This window comes from Formosa haliotis (assembly GCF_001685485.1).
Classification (GTDB): domain Bacteria; phylum Bacteroidota; class Bacteroidia; order Flavobacteriales; family Flavobacteriaceae; genus Formosa; species Formosa haliotis.
The window spans coordinates 492,245-512,506 of record NZ_BDEL01000001.1 but is presented as its reverse complement, the minus strand read 5'-3'; the positions used below and the strand labels follow the sequence as shown (position 1 = coordinate 512,506).

The 20,262-nt window shown below is 32.2% G+C and carries 19 protein-coding genes and 1 pseudogene; 12 read left to right on the top strand and 8 right to left on the bottom strand.

Going from position 1 to position 20,262, the window contains the following annotated elements; genetic code table 11:
* Positions 1 to 63: 63 nt before the first annotated feature.
* Positions 64 to 897: an OmpA/MotB family protein gene (locus A9D35_RS02135; protein ID WP_066218371.1), complete on the bottom strand. Its 834-nt coding sequence runs from the start codon at positions 895 to 897 to the stop codon at positions 64 to 66.
* Between the two features lie 308 nt (positions 898 to 1,205).
* On the opposite strand from A9D35_RS02135, the gene A9D35_RS02130 reads away from it, so the two are divergent.
* The 8 genes and pseudogenes from A9D35_RS02130 to A9D35_RS02095 all read left to right on the top strand — a co-directional run bounded on the left by A9D35_RS02130 (position 1,206) and on the right by A9D35_RS02095 (position 8,385).
* Positions 1,206 to 1,922, top strand: coding sequence for a 3-ketoacyl-ACP reductase (locus A9D35_RS02130; RefSeq protein WP_066218368.1), 717 nt, complete (start codon positions 1,206 to 1,208; stop codon positions 1,920 to 1,922).
* Positions 1,923 to 2,192: 270 nt separating this feature from the next.
* Positions 2,193 to 3,740, top strand: coding sequence for an SDR family NAD(P)-dependent oxidoreductase (locus tag A9D35_RS02125; protein WP_066218365.1), 1,548 nt, complete (start codon positions 2,193 to 2,195; stop codon positions 3,738 to 3,740).
* 103 nt (positions 3,741 to 3,843) lie between these two features.
* Positions 3,844 to 4,179, top strand: a complete 336-nt coding sequence (locus A9D35_RS02120; RefSeq protein WP_066218362.1) for an ArsR/SmtB family transcription factor — start codon at positions 3,844 to 3,846, stop codon at positions 4,177 to 4,179.
* Between the two features lie 46 nt (positions 4,180 to 4,225).
* The gene (locus tag A9D35_RS02115) at positions 4,226 to 4,699 is read left to right on the top strand and encodes a DUF6428 family protein (protein ID WP_066218360.1); all 474 of its coding nucleotides are present in this window, start codon (positions 4,226 to 4,228) and stop codon (positions 4,697 to 4,699) included.
* Between the two features lie 12 nt (positions 4,700 to 4,711).
* Entirely contained in the window at positions 4,712 to 5,320 is a 609-nt protein-coding gene (locus A9D35_RS02110; protein WP_066218358.1) for an arsenate-mycothiol transferase ArsC, read from the top strand.
* A 2-nt stretch (positions 5,321 to 5,322) separates the two neighbouring features.
* Positions 5,323 to 6,387, top strand: coding sequence for an ACR3 family arsenite efflux transporter (gene arsB, locus A9D35_RS02105; protein WP_066218355.1), 1,065 nt, complete (start codon positions 5,323 to 5,325; stop codon positions 6,385 to 6,387).
* A gap of 68 nt (positions 6,388 to 6,455) precedes the next feature.
* Entirely contained in the window at positions 6,456 to 7,343 is an 888-nt protein-coding gene (locus tag A9D35_RS02100) for a carbon-nitrogen hydrolase (protein ID WP_066218353.1), read from the top strand.
* Positions 7,344 to 7,345: 2 nt separating this feature from the next.
* A pseudogene (locus A9D35_RS02095) lies at positions 7,346 to 8,385 on the top strand (agmatine deiminase family protein).
* Positions 8,386 to 8,467: 82 nt separating this feature from the next.
* Here the strand turns inward: A9D35_RS02095 and nhaA are convergent.
* The 5 genes from nhaA to A9D35_RS02070 form a co-directional block, all read right to left on the bottom strand.
* Complete coding sequence (gene nhaA / locus A9D35_RS02090) at positions 8,468 to 9,799, bottom strand: Na+/H+ antiporter NhaA (RefSeq protein WP_066218350.1); 1,332 nt, start codon at positions 9,797 to 9,799, stop codon at positions 8,468 to 8,470.
* A gap of 96 nt (positions 9,800 to 9,895) precedes the next feature.
* The gene (locus tag A9D35_RS02085; RefSeq protein ID WP_066218348.1) at positions 9,896 to 11,575 is read right to left on the bottom strand and encodes a SulP family inorganic anion transporter; all 1,680 of its coding nucleotides are present in this window, start codon (positions 11,573 to 11,575) and stop codon (positions 9,896 to 9,898) included.
* Between the two features lie 44 nt (positions 11,576 to 11,619).
* Positions 11,620 to 12,117, bottom strand: a complete 498-nt coding sequence (locus A9D35_RS02080) for an adenine nucleotide alpha hydrolase family protein (RefSeq protein WP_066218346.1) — start codon at positions 12,115 to 12,117, stop codon at positions 11,620 to 11,622.
* A gap of 160 nt (positions 12,118 to 12,277) precedes the next feature.
* Complete coding sequence (locus A9D35_RS02075; protein WP_066218344.1) at positions 12,278 to 13,666, bottom strand: sensor histidine kinase; 1,389 nt, start codon at positions 13,664 to 13,666, stop codon at positions 12,278 to 12,280.
* Positions 13,656 to 14,354 carry a response regulator transcription factor gene (locus A9D35_RS02070; protein WP_066218342.1) on the bottom strand — a complete coding sequence of 233 codons (699 nt, stop codon included), beginning with the start codon at positions 14,352 to 14,354 and terminating at the stop codon, positions 13,656 to 13,658. The genes A9D35_RS02075 and A9D35_RS02070 overlap by 11 nt, the downstream gene beginning before the upstream one ends.
* A 188-nt stretch (positions 14,355 to 14,542) precedes the next feature.
* Between A9D35_RS02070 and A9D35_RS02065 the strand changes: the two genes are divergently transcribed.
* Complete coding sequence (locus A9D35_RS02065; RefSeq protein WP_066218339.1) at positions 14,543 to 15,394, top strand: universal stress protein; 852 nt, start codon at positions 14,543 to 14,545, stop codon at positions 15,392 to 15,394.
* A gap of 90 nt (positions 15,395 to 15,484) precedes the next feature.
* On the opposite strand, the gene A9D35_RS02060 is transcribed toward A9D35_RS02065, so the two are convergent.
* Both A9D35_RS02060 and A9D35_RS02055 read right to left on the bottom strand, forming a co-directional pair.
* A complete protein-coding gene (locus A9D35_RS02060; RefSeq protein ID WP_066218337.1) occupies positions 15,485 to 16,312 on the bottom strand; it encodes a hypothetical protein in 828 nt (275 codons plus the stop codon).
* Positions 16,313 to 16,627: 315 nt separating this feature from the next.
* A complete protein-coding gene (locus tag A9D35_RS02055) occupies positions 16,628 to 17,425 on the bottom strand; it encodes a hypothetical protein (RefSeq protein WP_066218334.1) in 798 nt (265 codons plus the stop codon).
* Between the two features lie 331 nt (positions 17,426 to 17,756).
* Between A9D35_RS02055 and A9D35_RS02050 the strand changes: the two genes are divergently transcribed.
* The 3 genes from A9D35_RS02050 (at position 17,757) to A9D35_RS02040 (ending at position 20,203) form a co-directional block, all read left to right on the top strand.
* On the top strand, positions 17,757 to 18,374 hold the full coding sequence (locus A9D35_RS02050; RefSeq protein WP_066218331.1) for a fumarylacetoacetate hydrolase family protein: 618 nt from the start codon (positions 17,757 to 17,759) through the stop codon (positions 18,372 to 18,374).
* A gap of 88 nt (positions 18,375 to 18,462) precedes the next feature.
* On the top strand, positions 18,463 to 19,035 hold the full coding sequence (locus tag A9D35_RS02045; RefSeq protein WP_066218328.1) for a TetR/AcrR family transcriptional regulator: 573 nt from the start codon (positions 18,463 to 18,465) through the stop codon (positions 19,033 to 19,035).
* Between the two features lie 67 nt (positions 19,036 to 19,102).
* The gene (locus A9D35_RS02040; RefSeq protein ID WP_066218324.1) at positions 19,103 to 20,203 is read left to right on the top strand and encodes an MBL fold metallo-hydrolase; all 1,101 of its coding nucleotides are present in this window, start codon (positions 19,103 to 19,105) and stop codon (positions 20,201 to 20,203) included.
* Positions 20,204 to 20,262 lie beyond the last annotated feature (59 nt).

Genomic DNA, 20,262 nt, shown 5'->3' with positions numbered 1-20,262 from the left:
TTTATAATACAAAAAAGGACCGCCCGAAGGCAGTCCTTTTCATTTATGATAATGCATTAATTATTATTCATTAGAACTCATTAATGCAAAGAATTTATTAATATTTGGAAGAATTACTATACGTGTTCTTCTGTTTTTTGCTCTGTTTTCGTTAGAGTCATTTTCAGCTAATGGGTGATAGCTACTACGTCCAGCTGCAATCATTTTCTCTGGAGCTACATTATAATCATCTTGTAATTTACGTACCACAGAAGTTGCTCTTAAAACACTTAAATCCCAGTTGTCTTTTATGTTAACCGTACTAATACTTCTAGAATCTGTATGGCCTTCTACCATAACTTCTATACTAGGTTCAGAATTAATAACGTCTGCTAATTTTTGAAGAATACCGTTAGCTTTACTACTTACTCTATAACTAGCTGTATTAAATAACATTTTGTCTGAAATAGAAATCATAACAACAGTTTCATTAATATCGATGGCAATATCCTCATCTTCATTAAGAGAACTCGAGTCTAAAGACTTCTGAAGGTTGTAACTCACAGCCAGATTCATAGAATCTTTTAATGTTTTGGCTTCGCTTAATTTTGCTGGATCTACATGTTTTAAAGTTTCACGCATACTCTTTTTAGTATCGTTTGAAATTACAGCTACGTCACCAACAGCAACTAACTTGGAGTCATTTTCTTCTGTTAACGAATTTATTTTAGAATTATAAGCGTCAACACGTGCTTGAATTTCACTAAACTTGGCTTCCAATTCTTCTTTTTCAACTGTTGTTTTTGTTAACTGACTTTTAATTTCTCCATTTTCATGCTCTAATGCAACATATTTCTTTTTTGACACACAAGATGCCATTAACATTAAAGCGATTACTCCGATTGAAATTTTTCTCATAATTATATTTAATTGGTTTATTATATCTACGCTTAAAAGCGAATTCTAGATGCTTTAAAATATCATTATTTTAACATTTAAAGTGTAATTATTTGATTTGTTGTAGGATAACCCTTAAAATAATTTGTAAAAAATCAGATAAAAATCTTTAAAACTCGATAAAATGCGTTTTGAATGATGTCTATAACAAATGTATAATGGCATATTGGTAGTGATGAATTCAATCTATTATTTTTTTAACTCTAATCATTTAATTCTTTTGGTAAAGGCTAATTATAAGTAAATTTGAGTATTAAAAAATGAAAACTATGAGATCATTAAAAGGACAATACTCAGTAATTACTGGAGCAGGAAAGGGTATAGGAAAAGCATTAGCATTAGCGTTGGCTAAAGAAGGTGTAAATATAGGCTTATTGGCCCGTACAGCTGCAGATATCGAATCGGTTGCTGCCGAAATTAAAACGTTAGGCGTTGAAGCGATCACGGTAACTGCCGATGTTTCGTCGTTAGACGAAGTAAATGCAGCGGCGGATTACATTAAATCTAAATTTAAAACTATCGATATTTTAATTAATAATGCTGGGATTGCTAAGTTCGGGTCGTTTATGGAGCTTGAACCAAAGGAATGGGAGCAAATTATTAAAGTGAACCTTATGGGGATGTATTATGTTACTCGTGCCTTTCTACTAGATATGATAACTAATACATCTGGCGATATTATTAATATTTCTTCTACAGCAGGATTGAAAGGAAATGCCTTAACTAGTGCGTATAGTGCGTCTAAATTTGCTGTTTTAGGTTTAACAGAATCTTTAATGCAAGAAGTAAGAAAACACAATATTCGTGTAACCGCATTAACACCAAGTACAGTTGCGACACCTTTAGCTTTAGATTTAAATTTAACCGATGGTAATCCAGAAAGTGTTATGCAACCAGAAGATATTGCCGAATTAGTTATCGCACAACTGAAATTAAATAGACGTGTTATAATTAAGGAATCGAGTATATGGTCTACTAATCCATAATCTTAAAAATAAATTTTAGATTCTAATTTAAACGAGCTGTTTAATAGATAGGCTATCTTAGAAATATAAATTCCCGTCATTCTGAATTGATTTCAGAATCTCATCAAATTGATAACTAATCATTATGAGAATCTAAATCAAATTTAGGTTGACAAAATTTAAATTTTGAGATAGTCTATTTTTTATGTTTTTAAATTGAAATTTAGACGATAATTATTTCATTTTTCAACTAAAATTAAAACTATATTTGCGCGCTTAAGGTGTAGTAAAATGAATAATAATAAAGAGGAACAAAACAAAGCTTTAAATCCAGATCAAATAGATTTATGTATCGCTATGTTAGAGCAATTGGTAGACGATACCAATCAATTGTTTGAACTTCCAGAAGCAAAACGTATTGCTTTAATGAAAGCTGCCGGACAAATTACACGTCCGAATCGCGATGAGTTTAGTCGAAGACGTAAAGACGCTAAAAAAGCGGCAAAACGTAAAATGATTGAGCGCGATAAGCATGCTAGAAAAGAAACTGGAATTCGCTCGGCACGTGAAAATCCAATATTTGTAGCACCTAAACTAATAGATTTAACTCAAAAAGCGGATTTAAATCTAGAATTAGAATCGGCAAGAAATTGTTATGTCTGTAAAAAGGTCTATACTAAATTGCATCATTTTTACGATACTATGTGTACCGAATGTGGCGATTTTAATTATGCTAAACGTTTTCAAACTGCCGATTTAAAAAATCAAGTAGCTGTTGTTACAGGGTCGCGTTTAAAAATAGGGTACCATATTACATTAATGTTGTTACGGGCAGGTGCCACTGTGGTTGCAACCACACGTTTCCCAGCAGATTCTGCTTTACGCTTTTCTAAAGAAAGTGATTTTACTACATGGGGACACCGTTTACACGTTCATGGTTTAGATTTAAGACATATTCCAAGTGTAGAGATTTTCTGTAATTATATTGAACAAAAATACGACAGGTTAGATATTTTAATAAATAATGCCGCTCAAACAGTAAGACGTCCGGCTGGGTTTTATAAGCATTTAATGGCCAATGAAGAATTGCCTATTGAAGCTTTGCCAAAATTTGCACAAGGTGTTTTAAAAGATCATACCGCGTGTGTAAACGAACTGCGAGTATTAACAAAAACGGCATCAAGCAATCAAAATATGCCGGTAACATGGCATGGGCCAGAACCAGGGATAGGCTTAAGAGCTTCGGCTAAATTATCGCAAATACCATATAGTTTCGATAATTCGTTACAAACGAGTGAAGTCTTTCCCGAAGGGGAGTTAGATGTCGATTTGCAACAAGTCGATTTACGAAAAACTAACAGTTGGCGCTTAAAATTAGGCGAAATTGAAACTACTGAGATGGTCGAAGTTCAATTGGTAAATGCAGTGGCGCCATTTGTATTATGTAACCGTTTAACGCCCATCATGCAAAAGGAAAATACCGGACAGAAACATATTATTAATGTATCTGCTATGGAGGGTAAATTTCATCGTTTCCATAAAGAAGATCGCCACCCACATACTAATATGGCGAAGGCAGCCTTAAATATGATGACGCATACATCATCTGCAACTTTGGCTAAAGATGGTATTTTTATGAATGCTGTAGATACCGGCTGGGTAACCGATGAAGATCCTGCAGAATTATCTAAACGTAAAATTGACGAGCATGATTTTCAACCACCATTGGACATTGTAGATGGTGCTGCTCGTGTTATGGATCCTTTATTCGATGGGATAAACACGGGAAAACACTGGTGTGGAAAGTTTTTAAAAGATTATTTTCCTATCGATTGGTAGTTTTATTTTATATTGTACAATATTAAGAGATGGTTAAAAAACCATCTTTTTTTTGTAGTTAATCTATTTAATCGTAATATTGCAATGAATAAATAAAGTAGATATGGGAATTACTAAAACTGAAATATTTTCGGATAGACAAAACGAAATAGCACGTATTGCTAAAGTATTAGGGCATCCAGCGCGTATCAGTATTTTAGAATATTTAATTAAATCGACTACTTGTGTTTGTGGCGATTTAGTAGAAGAAATAGGATTAGCACAACCTACAATTTCTCAGCATTTAAAAGAATTAAAAAATGCGGGTATTATTAAAGGGACCATAGAAGGCACTAGTGTATGTTATTGTATTGATGCCGAAAAATGGAACGCTATTCAAGACAAATTGAATATGTTTTTTACTCAAGATATTTCTTGTAGCAAAACAGATTGTTGTTAAAAAAATTTAAACTCATTCATCGTAATATTACAATTAAATCAGTATTATGACACTAACTCAAATTAAAAATCATTTAGAACGCTTAAATCGTATTGCGTTTCAATTACCAAATGGAACTTTAGTACCAAACCATTTTCATGTTACCGAAGTAGGTAAAATAGATAAACACTTTATTGATTGTGGCGGAACCGTTAGAACGGAGTCCGTTATTAACTTTCAATTATGGGAAGCAGACGATTACGACCATAGGTTACACCCAGAAAAATTGCTAAAAATTATTTCTTTGTCTGAAGATGTATTAGGACTTGATATTCAATCGGAAATCGAAGTGGAATATCAAGGTGAAACAATACAAAAATATGCTTTAGATATTGAAAATGATACGTTTGTATTAACGTCTAAATTCACCGATTGTTTAGCAAAAGATAATTGTGGTATACCTCAAGAAAAACCAAAAGTAAAACTTTCAGAACTAATTAAACCCGTAAACAGTTGCAATCCAAACTCTGGTTGTTGCTAAAATTTTAATCTTATGAATTCAAAAATTTCCAATCAAATTGAAGCGTTTAATTTTTCAGAGCTAACTGAAGAACGTAAACAAACCTTACAGCCTTTAATCGATTATATACAAGATAAGCATTCTAATCAAGCTACCATTAGACTGAATTTTATTTGTACTCACAATTCAAGACGTAGTCATTTGTCTCAAATATGGGCACAAGCTGCTGCACATTATTACAATATAAATAATGTGTTTTGTTATTCGGGTGGGACAGAAGCTACGGCTATGTTTCCTATGGTTGCAGAAACTTTAGCGAATACAGGTTTCGATATTGAAAAATTATCACAGGAAGAGAATCCGGTATATGCCGTAAAATTCGATACTAATGAAAATCCTGTTATTGGTTTTTCTAAACGATTTGACAATCCGTTTAATCCAGAATCTGGGTTTGCAGCAATTATGACGTGTTCTAACGCCGATCAAGGCTGTCCATTTATAGCTGGTGCAGAAAAACGATTACCTATTATGTTTGAAGACCCTAAAGCATTTGATAATACTCCGCTTCAAGCAGAAAAATACAATGAACGCAGTCTTCAAATTGCACAAGAATTATCTTATGTATTTTCAAAAATAAACTAGTCATGGCAACAACAAAAAAATTAAGCTTTTTAGACAATTATTTGACCTTATGGATTTTTCTAGCCATGTTAATAGGGGTAGGCCTAGGTTATGCATTTCCAAAATTTCCAGAACTTATAAATTCCTTTAATCAAGGCACGACAAATATTCCAATCGCCATTGGTTTAATTTTAATGATGTATCCGCCATTGGCAAAAGTAAATTATGCACTATTGCCAAAGGTGTTTAAAGATGTAAAAGTCTTATCTATATCCTTAATTTTAAATTGGATTATTGGTCCGTTTTTAATGTTCTTTTTAGCAATTATCTTTTTAAAAGACTATCCGGAATATATGGTGGGGTTAATATTAATTGGTTTAGCTAGATGTATTGCCATGGTGTTAGTGTGGAATGACTTAGCCGAAGGAAGTAATGAGTATGGTGCAGGTTTAGTGGCTTTAAACAGTATTTTTCAAGTTTTTGGGTATAGTTTTTACGCCTGGATTTTTATTACTGTGTTACCACCATATTTTGGATTCGAAGGGGCTATTGTAGATATTTCTATAGCCACTATTGCAGAAAGTGTAGCTATTTATTTAGGGATTCCATTTGTATTAGGCTTTTTAAGCCGCTATATTTTAGTAAAATTAAAAGGAGAAGATTGGTATAATAATAAATTTATTCCAGCCATTTCCCCAATGACGCTTGTCGCATTATTGTTTACTATAGTTGTTATGTTCTCTTTAAAAGGTGAGCTTATTGTAGAAATTCCAATGGATGTTCTAATTATTGCAGTTCCGTTATTGGTTTATTTTACCATAATGTTCTTAATTGGATTCTTTATGAGTAAAGCGGTGGGAGCCACTTACGACAAAACAGCTGCCATTGCATTTACAGCTGCAGGTAATAACTTTGAATTAGCGATTGCCGTTGCTATTGCCGTATTCGGATTAAACTCGGGGCAAGCCTTTACGGGGGTTATAGGACCATTAGTAGAAGTTCCTGCATTAATTTTATTAGTAAGAGTATCTTTTTGGTTACGAAAAAAATATTTTAATACCTCGGGTGCTGTTAAAGTAAATTCTTAGATTATTTATAAAAACTTTATCTGTTCACTTTTATAAAATATTTACTTTTACATTATAAATTAATAGCCATGTCAGCAAAAAAATATAAAATTGCCGTTATTCAATTAAACCTGAACGACGTTGCCGAAAACAATTTAAAAAAATGTTTAAGTTGGGTAAGAGATGCCGCAAATAAAGGCGCCGAAGTTATTCTTTTACCTGAATTATATAGTAGTCATTATTTTTGTCAGAGTGAAGATGTCGATAATTTTGCACTTGCAGAACCTTTATACGGCACATCGTTTATAGCCTTTAGTGCTTTAGCAAAAGAATTAGGCGTGGTAATTATTGTGCCTTTCTTTGAAAAACGTATGGCAGGTATTTATCATAATAGTGCTTATATTATAGATACAGATGGAACCGAAGCTGGATTATATCGTAAAATGCATATCCCAGACGATCCGCATTTTTATGAAAAATTCTATTTTACACCGGGCGATTTAGGTTTTCAAGCCATACAAACTAAGAAAGGAAAGGTGGGCACATTAATTTGTTGGGATCAATGGTATCCTGAAGCGGCCCGTTTAACCTCACTTAAAGGGGCAGAAGTGTTGTTTTATCCAACAGCGATAGGTTGGCACCCTCAGGAAAAAGAAGAGTTTGGTGAAAATCAGCACGGTGCTTGGATGAATGTAATGAAAGGTCATGCTGTGGCTAATGGTGTTTTTGTGGCTGCAGCAAACCGGGTTGGCTTAGAACAATATTTACCAGATACTGCAGGAATTCAGTTTTGGGGATCTTCATTTATTGCTGGACCTCAAGGTGAAATTTTAGCTCAGGCTTCTCACGATAAAGAGGAAATTTTGATTGCAGAAGTGGACTTAGATTTACAAGAAAATGTGCGTCAGAATTGGCCGTTTTTTAGAGACCGTCGTATAGATGCTTTTGGCGATATTACTAAGCGTGCAATAGATTAATTATGGCATCATCAGAAATTCGATTTCCAGCAGAATGGGAACATCAAGAAGGAGTATTGTTGTGCTTTCCGTATAACGGAAACGATTGGCCTGGAAAATACCAGGCTATTCAATGGGCCTTTGTTGAATTCATTAAAAAAGTAGCCCAAGTAGAAACTGTTTTCTTGGTTCTTGAGAGTGAATCTCAAAAAATAAAGTTAATGCCATGCTTGATATGGCTCATGTTAACATTCAAAGTATCAATATTATAATTCATAAAACTAATCGAAGTTGGATGCGTGATTCGGGACCGATTATTGTTAAAAGAGGAGAGGAGCGTGTCGCCTTAAATTTTAATTTTAATGGGTGGGCCAAATACACAAATCATAAATTAGATCGCGGCGTACCAAAAGTTGTTTCCGATTATTTAAAGGCCAATTTAATTCAAGTTCAATATAAAGGGAAACCTGTTGTATTAGAAGGCGGTGCTATAGATACTAATGGTAAAGGAACACTATTAACTTCTGAAGAATGCTTATTACACCCTTCAATTCAGGTGAGAAATGAAAATTTTTCAAAAGCTGATTACGAAGCGGTTTTTAAAGAATATCTAGGGATTACAAACGTAATTTGGCTAGGAGATGGGATTGTGGGAGATGATACCCACGGGCATATTGATGATTTATGTCGTTTTGTAAATGAAGACACCATAATTACAGTAGTAGAACACAATCCGGAAGATTCTAATTACAAGGCCTTACAAGACAATTTAAAGCGTTTACAGGATGCTAAATTGGAAACAGGTAAATCGCCTAATATTGTAACCCTACCAATGCCTAAACCTTTGTTTTTCGATGGTATTCAAATTCCAGCAAGTTATGCTAATTTTCTAATTTTAAATAAAACGGTTTTAGTACCTACCTTTAATGATAGTAATGACCGGGTTGCACTTAATATTATTGCAGATTGTTTTCCAGACCGAGAGGTTATTGGGATAAGTGCAATAGACCTTATTTGGGGTTTTGGTACGTTACATTGCTTAAGTCAGCAAATACCTGCTTAAATAGATAACAGATATTATATATAGAAAAAGCGATCCATTTTGGATCGCTTTTTTTGTATACTGTTTTAAGTAGAAAGATTAATTATTCTTCCTCCTCATCTGAACTTACAATTTTAGGCTTAATCGATTTTAAAATGAAATAACCAATTAAACCAGCGGTTGTCGATCCAACTAAAATACCAACTTTAGCAGCATCTTGGAATAATAAACTGTCGTGGAATGCTAAATTAGATACGAAAATGGACATGGTGAATCCAACCCCAGCTAAAAATCCAGTACCTAGAATATGCATAAATTTAATTCTATTAGGGAAGGATGCAATACCTAATTTCACCGCTAAATAAGAAAAGGAAACCACTCCAACACATTTTCCTATAACTAGCGCTGTAGCAATATTAAACGATAACGAAAAGTCTAAATGATCTGTAGCGTTAAAGATAATTCCTGCGTTGGCTAAGGCAAATATTGGCATAATAAAATATGCAACCCAACCGTGGAAAATATGTTCTAGGTGTTGTAAAGGCGATTGTACACGGCTTGTCCATGCCTGAATATCATCAATTAAATTGATCTGTGAATGCGATAATATTGGACTGCTTGTATTTGGTTTACTAAACAAACGCGTTATGATAGATTCTAACTGACTAAAGCTAGAGGTTAACTCTTGTTTTTGTTGAATAGGAATTGTTAAAGCAATTAAAATACCTGCAATAGTTGGGTGTATACCAGATTTTAAGAATAAGAACCAAATTACTATAGCTAAAACAAAATAGATGATTTTATGATAAAACCCTTTCCAACCTAAAAAGGCTAAAATACCTAGAGGTATAAAAGAATATAAAATTAGAGCCCAATCTATATTATTACTATAAAATAAGGCGATGGCTAATACGGCTACTAAATCGTCTACAATGGCGAATGCCGTTAAAAATATTTTTAAAGCTAAAGGAACACGTTTTCCTAATAGCTGAATTATAGCAAGCGAAAACGCAATGTCTGTTGCCATTGGAATCCCCCAACCAGAAGTTGTTTCAGGGTTTGAGTTTAACAGTAAAAATATACCAATGGGTACAAATACACCACCTAAGGCTGCAAATATGGGGAGGGCTGCCTTTTTCATACTGTTTAATTCACCGAGGAGGATTTCACGTTTAATTTCTAATCCTATTAAAAAGAAGAAAATAACCATTAAACCATCGTTTATCCAGTGCAATAAACTTTTGCTTAGATGGAAGTCTCCAAATTCGACTCCAACGTGATAATTCCATACAGCTGTATAAGACTCCGAAAAGGGGGAATTGGCCCAAATTAAGGCGATTACAGCAGCTGAGAATAAAAGGATTCCTCCAAAACTTTCTACTTGCACAAATTTTGCAATGGGTCTAACGAGTAGATGATTAAATTTCTTTTTCATGGGGTAATTTTATTAAATAAATGTATATAATAAAAAAAGCCTATAGTTATCAAAACTTGATGACTATAGACTTTTTTTATAATTAGTTTTATGACATTATCCTGCTTTAGGCAATTCTTTCACCTTTAAAACATTCGAAGGAATTTTATAGCCTTCTTCAATTTCGTGTAATGCAACTTTATCTTCATTATCGGATAAAATTGTCCTTACATGGTTAATAGAATTTTCGATTTTATACTCTTTTCGAAATCCTACCAAAGATACGTCAATATTTTTTTCTTTACAACCATAATTGACAAAGTCTTTAATTAGCTGCAAAACATCGTGGTCTATATATACTGTGTTTGAGGCGTTTACAATGATGCTGCTATTAGCAGGTAAGTGTGCAAACGTTTGCTTAATTGCGGCTTTATTTAAGAAAGAAACCTCTTGTGCAAGCTCCATTTCGATCTTTTTTCCTGTTGTGTGATTTTCTCTTTTAAAGAAATAAGCAAGTTTTAAGTTACCTCTTAAGATGAAAAATACACTCACTGCCATACCTATTCCAACACCTTTAAGTAAATCGGTAGCTACAACTGCAATTACAGTTACAACGAAAGGTATAAACTGGAATTTTTTACTGTTATTCCACATGTGAATAAATACTTTCGGGCTAGCTAATTTATATCCAACAGCAATTAATACAGCGGCTAAAGTAGCTAGAGGTATTTTATTTAAGATGGTTGGAATAGCTAATACTGCAATAAGTAAGAATATACCGTGGAAGATGGCAGATAATTTAGTTCGTCCACCAGAGTTTACGTTTGCAGAAGAACGTACAATTACAGACGTCATTGGTAAACCTCCAATTAAACTACTAACAATGTTACCAATACCTTGTGCTTTTAATTCTGTGTTGGTATTAGAATATCTTTTTAAAGGGTCTAATTTATCTGCTGCCTCAATACATAATAGAGTTTCTATACTTGCTACAGCAGCAATAGTTAGAGCAACTATCCAAACATTTACATTTCCAATTTGAGAGAAATCTGGTAAACTAAACTGTGTTTTAAAAGCTTCAAAAGATTCTGGAACTGGTAAGCTCACTAAGTGTGCAGGTGTAATTGCTAAAGACGATCCTGTAGCAATAAATGTTTCGTTAATGGCTACACCCAATATTACTGCTACTAAAGAGCTTGGTATAGATTTAATTTTCTTTAAAGCTGGAACTTTATTGAAAGCTATAATTACGGCTAAAGATGCTAATACAACAATTATAGCTCCTAAGTGCATATAATTAATACTCTCAATTACTGTAGCAAACATATCGTTTTTTCCTTCACTATTATAATGAAAGAAATCACCTTCATTTATAACATCATATCCAACAGCATGAGGAATTTGTGTTAAAATAATAATGATACCAATGGCTGCTAACATACCTTCAATAACATTAGAAGGCAGGTAGTTTGAAATGATACCTGCTTTTAAAAACCCTAAAATTAATTGAAAAACACCAGCAATTAAACCTGCTAATAAAAAGGCTTGAAACGAACCTAAAGTTGCTATTGCAGTTAACACAATTGCGGTAAGTCCGGCAGCAGGACCAGATACACTTAAATTAGATCCACTAAAGAATCCAATAACAATACCTCCAATAATACCAGCGATAATTCCTGAAAATAGTGGAGCTCCACTGGCAAGTGCAATTCCTAAACACAGAGGAAGCGCTACTAAAAAGACAACTAAACCTGCCTTTAAATCGGATTTTAAATATTCTGTACTTAATTTTTTCATGGTTTATTTTAATTTTAAAGTTTATGAATGAGTGTTGGTTATAATTATTTTAAACTGAATTGTTGTTTTAAATTGTATAGAGAAAATCGACCTGCTTTTCGGTCAACGGCCTCTTCTTGATACGCTACGCGTGATGCATCTGGAGAAAATTTTTCAATTAAATTTGAAATATCGAAACATCTTTTATTAGGAAATTGTGTCAATTGATTTTCAGGAATAATAGCATCATCTACAGCATTATTCTTTATAAAATCTTTAAATGCTTCATTGGTATTTCCAGTATATAATTCAATTTTTACGTTTTCTATTTTATTTTTATGGTCTTGTATGACATTAGATAACGTGTTATAAAAAGACTTGTCTGCTAATTCTCGAATTAATTTGGGTCTGGAATAACTTATAGGATTATAATTGTTTAAAGACATTTCATATCCAGAAGCTATTACCAGTTTAAAAGACTCATTAGGAAAATGAAGTACAGCGTTCTTTATGAGCTGTAATGATTTCTCGCTAAAGTCAGTCGGTATTAATACTGTTTTCATAAATTCTAATTTTTCTTGTAGCAAACATACCATGGCGGTATTAGAGAGATATAAGAAAGACATTAGAATGAGATTAGAATTAAATACACTCTTAATGTCTTGTATAACAGTATTTTAAGTGTTTTGCACTAAAGGGTTTAAGAAAATTTTAAATCTTTTCTTATCTAGAAACGGAAAGTTTTTGAAGTCTATTAGGAAAAATTAAGGTTACAATAGTGCCTTTGTTGGGTTCAGAAAACACTTCTATGGTACCACTATGTAATTTCATAATTTTATAAGTTAAAGGTAATCCAAAACCATACCCTTTAACATTTCTTACATTTGCAGCTCTATAAAAAGGCTGATAAATATTTTTTATTTCGTCTGGTGGAATACCAACACCTTGATCTGTAACAACTATTTTAATTACTTGATTTGTTGCAATAATTTTTACAATTACCTTTTTATTGTCGGAAAATTTAGAAGCATTATCTAACACATTGTTTAAGGCAATATTGATTAATCCGTAATTACCTTCGATAATTAAATAATCTGGATCTTCTGGGAAATCTGAAAAATCAATTTCTATTTGATTATCCGGATTTATTAAATCGATATTTCCCTTCACTTCTAAAATTAATTCATCTAGACGAATAGGGGTAATGAGCAAACCTTTTTCATCACTTTCGGTTTGAGCGAATTTTAGTAAACTATTAATTAAAGCATCCAATCGCAAGGCTTCGGTTTCTACACCTCGTAAAACCTTGGTATACTCCTTAGTAGAACGGTCTTTTAGTAAGGCAATTTCTGTTTGACCAAGTATGGCTGTTAACGGGTTTTTTAATTCGTGAGAGGCGTTGTTAATAAAATTACTTTGTATTTCGAAAGACGTTTCTAAACGGTCCAACATACCATTAAAGGTACTTGCTAATTGGCTCAATTCGTCTTTATTATTAGTAGTATATAAACGTTCATGTAAATTGGTAACACGAATATTATTTACTTTTTCTATAATTTTAGATAATGGCTCTAAAGTTCTTTTTGCAAAAAAGCGCCCTAAAAGTAACAACACTAAAATGCATAAAAGAAAAATAAAGATGAGTAAATTTCTAAGGTTGGAAAGTTCATTTATACCATCATCATCATTTGCTGTAAGTATAACCAAGTAAGATGAATCTTGGTCTTTATATTGTATACCAGACACAAAGGCTTTTCCTACTTTAATTTCTGCATAACTATTCCGAAGTAATTCCGAATGAAACTCTTTAGTAAGATTTACTTTAATTTCTGCAATTATCTTACTTAATTGGGCATTCGATCTAAAAATGTACTCTTGCTCGTTTGGTAAGGTTTGAAGATGTTTTCGGCGTAATTCTTCATAAATTTCAGAACTTAAACCATCTTTTTCAAAATTAGACTGTTCGGCAATGAGTGTACGTTTTTTTAATTTTCCAAAAAACTCATCGTTTCTATAATCACAAGCAAAAACATAGATAACAGAGAATATTACAAGTTGCATGGTAGCAACAAGTAATACAAAAATTAATGTTATTTTGTTTTTAATTTTCATTATCGGGATTTTTTAAAATATATCCCATTCCAACTACGGTTTGAATTAGTTTAGGCGAATACGATTTGTCTATTTTGTTTCTTAAATAATTTACATAAACGTCTACAACATTGGTACCCATATTAAAGTTAATATCCCAAACATGTTCTAAAATATCTACCCTAGATAATACCTTATTCTTATTTTTAAGTAAATATTCTAACAGTCTATATTCTGTAGACGTTAATTTAATTTCTGTATTATTTCGTTTAACTATTTTGGTGTCGTTATTTAATACTAAATCGGCAATTTTTAAAAGAGAGGTATCGGGAACCGCTTTATTTTTTCGACGAGCAACAGCTCTAATTCTAGCTAAGAGCTCTTTAAATTTAAATGGTTTAGACAAATAATCGTCTGCACCTATATCAAGTCCTTTTATAATATTTTCTGTGCTTCCAAGGGCAGATAAGAAAATTATAGGCACTGTTTCGAACCCTAAACTTTTAACTTTTTCGGCAATTTCGTAACCACTCATCCCTGGTAAGATAACATCTAACAAGATTAAATCTATATCTTTCTGAATTAAAAGATCGATTGCGGTTTGTCCATCGTAAGCTATAAACGAATTATAACCCACTTCCTCTAATCCTTTTTTTATAAATGTTGCTACGTTATATTCATCTTCAACAATTAAAATATTATGTATCATGTTATAGGGTAATGCTTAAAATTATAGTAAATGTACGTTGCTTGAATTACATATCATATTAAAAAAAGTTTAAAATAAAACAGATTTAAACTTTGCAATTCAATTTTCTTAAATTTTAAATCTTAGCTGATAAAAATCATTGTATTAGTGAGTTTTTGTTAGTAATTTAGTTAAATAAATTAAATGACATGAGAAATATACTTTTGCCAACGGATTTTTCGGAAAACGCTTGGAATGCTATTGAATACGCTTTAAAAATGTTTAAAGATGAATCTTGTAAATTTTATGTACTTCATTCCTATTGTCAACCAACATCTGGACCATATACTGGAATAACATCTGGAATGGCTAGAGAATCTATATATAAAGCACAAGTTGAAAATAGCAAGGATGGATTAAAAGAGGTTTTTGACCAAATCCATTCTAATTTTGAAAACCCAAATCATGAATTTGTAAAGTTATCGGTATATGATTTATTCCCTTCTGCAGTAAAGAAAATTGTTGAAGATCAGAAAATAGATGTCATAATTATGGGAACCGAAGGTGCCGATGGTTTAAAGGAAATTACTGTTGGTAGTAATACAGCGGGCTTAATAGGTTTAGTAAAATGTCCTATTGTTGCAATTCCTAAAAATGTAACGTACAAGGCGATTAACGAAATAGCCTTTTCTACAGATTACAATCTTTCGTTTAGTAAAAAAGGACTAGCACCATTACTTGAAATAGCCAAAGTTAGCGATTCTTTCATTTCTGTGCTTCATATCATGGACCGGGTTAAAGAATTAACTAAAAGCCAGAAAGCTAAACACGAAAAATTAAATACCATCTTAAAAGATTATAAAAGCGATTACTTTACCTTAACCGATATTGGGGTTTCATCTGGAGTTCGTGCTTTTGTTCAAAGTAGAAAAGTAGATATGTTGTGTGTAGTAACTAAAGAAAAAGATTTTTTAAAACGTATCCTCAATCAGTCGTATAGTAAATCTATTAGTAACCATTCTAGTGTGCCTTTATTAATCTTAAATGCAAAAAGTTTTTAATAAATAGGAGAGACCTCTTCGAAAAAATAACTGCAATAAAAAATCCCGACTCTATTAGAATCGGGATTTTTTTATAATTAACTCAAAATCTTAGTAGCATCTATCTGAAGCAAAAATTTGATCGATTTTTTTGTTGATACTAACTGTTTTAATACATTGATTTGTATCATTGTCTTTCCACAGTCTGTACGTTTTACCATCAGCTTGGTGTTCTTTAGTTTGGTGAAATCCTCTAGATTCTAATTCAGAATACGCAGAAGTCGATTTCCAACCATGTAAATCTTTATATTCTATTTTTCCTGTGTAATGCTGTTTGTTAGATTCGTAGTTACTATAATTGTTGTTGTGGCTTGTATCATTACTTCCACAATCTATAGGCATAGTACTCATTACAGATTTTACTTCACGGTTTTCAATACGCATAGAAATACATTTCTTTTCGTTATTATTCCACCAGTTTTGGTAATACGTATTTCCGCTTTGGTCTGAATTATGTAACGTATAACCACGGTGACTCATTTCTGAAGTGATATTACTTACATTCATTCCTACTATATTGTTAATATCTCCACCATGGTGGTATGAACTGTTTGAATCCTTACTACCTTTACTATGAGAAGAAGAAGTAGATTTACCGCAATCGTAAGCCATCGTACCAATAATAGATTGTACACGTCCATCGCTTACTCGTGTAGAAACACATTTACTTTTGTTGCTATTCCACCAATTTTGGTAAATATCGGATCCGCTTTTACTAGAATTTTCAAAAGTATAACCACGGTCACTCATTTCTCCGTCTAGAGAGCTTGCTCTCATATCAACCAAATCTTTTAAATCGCTAGGTGTTTGTGCAACTGCACCCAAAGACCCTATAAAAAGGGATGCAGCGATTAATAGATGTTTACTGTTTTTTTTCATAATTTTTAAGATTTAAATAATAACGATACTTCAGTGTTATAAATAATACTGTTTAAGTTAATTATATCAAAGGTCATAAATAATTAGATATACCATGTTAAAATTAACATATTATCTTTAATCACATAAAATAATTGACTGATAATTAATAAATTAAAATTTTAACAAAATTGACTTTTGTTAAAAATATTAAGAAAACGGAGTCAAATTCATTAAATTGAACCTAAAGATTACTCCAAATAAAAAACTCAGGATTAAAATAATAACCCTGAGTTTTCATATAATTAAATTAATATAAAAAAATACTAAGGCCTTCTAGTCGCATTTGTCTGTTGCATAGATTTCTGTAATTCTTTTATTTTCACTTAACGTTTTAACACATTGATGGCTACTATGTTTAGACCAAATTCTATACGTTTTACCATTGTCTTGATGTTCTTTGGTCTGACGGAAACCTCTAGATTCTAATTCAGAGTAAGCCGACGTTGCTGGCCAACCTTTTAAATCTTTGTATTCTGAATCTTTATAACTGTTATGAGATGAAGAAGATTCATCACAATTATTTGAGTCTACAATCGAACTAATTCTCTTATTAATACTAGTCGTTTTTACACACTGTTTAGATCTGTTGTTTTTCCATAAGCGATAGGTTTTCCCACTATCTTGATGCTCTTTTACTTGACGAAATCCTCTAGATTCTAATTCTGAATACGCAGAAGTAGAAACCCAACCGTTTAAATCGCTATATTGCGCATTACGGTTATATGATGAATTATTATGGCTATTGTTATGATTGTTATGATGACTATTGCTGTTGCTATTTTTACCACAATCTGCAGGTAAGGTATTTACTATTGACTTAACACGACCATCACTTACGCGAGTGGTAACACATTTGTTAAGACTGCTATTCCACCAATTTTGGTAACTATCATATCCACTTTTATTAGTGTCATGTAAAGAGTACCCATGATCTCTCATTTCCCCGTCTAGTGAACTAGCACGCATATCCACTAAGCTTTTTAATTCTCTCGCTGTATCTTGTGCGAATAGAGTGGATGTTCCTGCGAGAACAACACAGGCTACCACAAGATGTTTTTTAATTAAATTCATTTTAGTTAATATTTAAAGTTTTTTATTAATTACAATTTACAAAATATTTCAATTTTTCCTAATAATATGTTAAATATGAAATGTTCGACGTCATGAAAGCTCTTAAATTTAATTATCTTTGATAACTCAATTTTAAATAGAATTTTAATAACCTTTTCACTAACAACAGTTTATTTACATTGAACATTTGGAAACGATTTTAAACATTTATTTATAGATTATGTCTAAAACACAATCAAAAGTATAAAATATCTAAATAGGTGTTTTATAAAATTTTCATAAAAACCAACAGATACAAATTAAATAACAAATATTTAAACACACATAACCCATGAAAATACTTGCAATAGGTAAGAATTATGTTCTTAATGCAGAAGAATTAAAAACAGTTACAAAGAACGGAAAACAACTTATATTCTCTAAGCCAGACTCGAGTTTAGTAAAAGATAATAAAGATGTTGAATTTCCAGCTTTCACAGATAATTTAGTTTACGAAGTAGAATTGGTTGTAGAAATTGGAAAATCGGGTAAAAATATTTCAGAACAAGATGCTACTTCATACATTTCTGGAATTGCAGTAGCAATAGACTATACAGCTAAAGATGTTTTAAACGATGTAAGAGAAGGTAAAGGACCATGGGAACTTGCTAAAGGGTTCGACGGTGCGGCCCCAATTTCGGCAGTTAAAGCAATTTCAAATTTCCCAGATGTAACCAATATTAATTTCGATTTAAAAATAAACGGAGATACTGTTCAAGAAGGAAACACGGGTTTAATTATTTATAATTTTGCAGAAATTATAGCTTTTGTTTCTAAGTATATGACTTTAAATCCAGGCGATTTAATTTTTACAGGAACACCAGCTTATGGTACGGGTCAAATTCATAAAGGCGATCATTTACAAGCTTCTATAGAAGGTGAGTTGCTTTTAGACTTTAAAATGGTATAATATTATAAAAAAACTCGGGACTATTATCTCGAGTTTTTATTTTTCTCATAAACGAATATTTATTCGATTAAATAACTATCTTTGTAGTGTGAAACCAAAGGACGAATTAAAAAGACAAGCCATTATTAATGAAACTATAGCTATAGTTTACAGTAAAGGTTTTGCTGGAGTTAAAATGGCACAAATTGCTAAAAAAGTTGATATTTCGCCTTCTACCTTGTATGTGTATTATAAAAGTAAAGACGATTTAATTACTTCTATAGCTACAGATTTACTAAAATCTATGACTACTACAAGTCAAAAAGAGTTACATAATGAATTACCTTTTAAATTGAAATTTAAGGCACTTTGGTTGTTCTTTATTAATTTTTGGATAAACAACCGTAAGGAAATGAGCTTTATTCATCAGGTAAAGCAATCTCCGTACTTTGAAATGATTCCGAAAGATGTTCGTGAATTAAAAACGGCTTTAGCACTAGATTTATTAAATGAAGGTAAGGCTGAAGGATTAATTAAACCTATCGATAATGTCATATTATCGGCCTTATTAGAATCCTTTATGACAGAGACGGTGAAGTTAATTGACGCGAAAACGCTACAATTAAATAAAACAGATACAGAAATTATGTTTGATTTAGTTTGGGATGCAATAAAAAACTAATTTTTTTTAGAATTATAAACGAATAAATATTCGATAAAATAAAATGTTTAAAGTAATACTTAAAAGAATGGCAATTATATTTGGGCTAGTCCTATTAACATTGGTTTTAGGAACCATAATATTCGTAAATACAAGTCCGGAGTTTGGAGGTAAACAACCTGCCGAAAACGAGAAAAAATTTGCATTAACCAAACATTATAAGGAGGGACGATTTATAAACCTCGGGAATGTAGATATGAAAATAGGTTTAAAAGATTATGGAAAAAGTTTGCTTGGTTATTTTAACCCTCCAAAAGGGGCTGTCCCCAATAAACCTATTTTAACTGAATCTATTTCAAAATCAGATTTAGAAAATTATTCAGGGGAAACGCGATTATTTTGGTTCGGACATTCAACATTTTTACTTCAAATTCAATCGAAAAATATATTGATTGATCCCATGTTTGGCGATGTTCCTTCTCCCATAGAATTCTTGGGTACAAAACGTTTTAGTGACCATTTACCTATAGATATTGATAGTCTTCCAACTATTGATGCTGTATTAATTTCACACGACCACTACGATCATTTAGATTATGGTAGCATTATAAAACTTAAAGGCAAAGTAAACCGGTTTTATACTCCATTAGGTGTGGGTGCGCATTTAGAATCTTGGGGTGTAAAGGCCGAAAAAATTATAGAATTAGACTGGTGGGAACACCGTATGTTTTCCGACTTACAATTTGTATGCACACCAGCACAACATTTTTCTGGTCGAGGTCTAACCGATAAAGGAAAAACATTGTGGAGTTCTTGGGTTATTAAGTCAGATACCGAAACTATTTTCTTTAGTGGAGATAGTGGTTATGGTCCACATTTTAAAGACATTGGAGAAAAATTTGGTCCGTTTGACTTTGCTATGATGGAGTGTGGGCAATACAATACGTTATGGCATGAAATACACATGTATCCAGAAGAAACTGCACAAGCCGCTCTAGATGTTAAAGCCAAACGCATGATGCCCATTCATTGGGGCGCTTTTAAATTGGCAATGCATGGTTGGAACGAACCTGTGGAACGCTTAGAGAAAGTCGCTAAACTTGAACATTTAAATATGGTTATACCCAAAATAGGAGAGCCTATTTTAGTAAATGCAACCACACAACCTTCAGAACGCTGGTGGGAGTAACCTTAATTTTAAAATTTCAGATATAAATCCTTTCAGATTAAACTAATAAATACGTATAA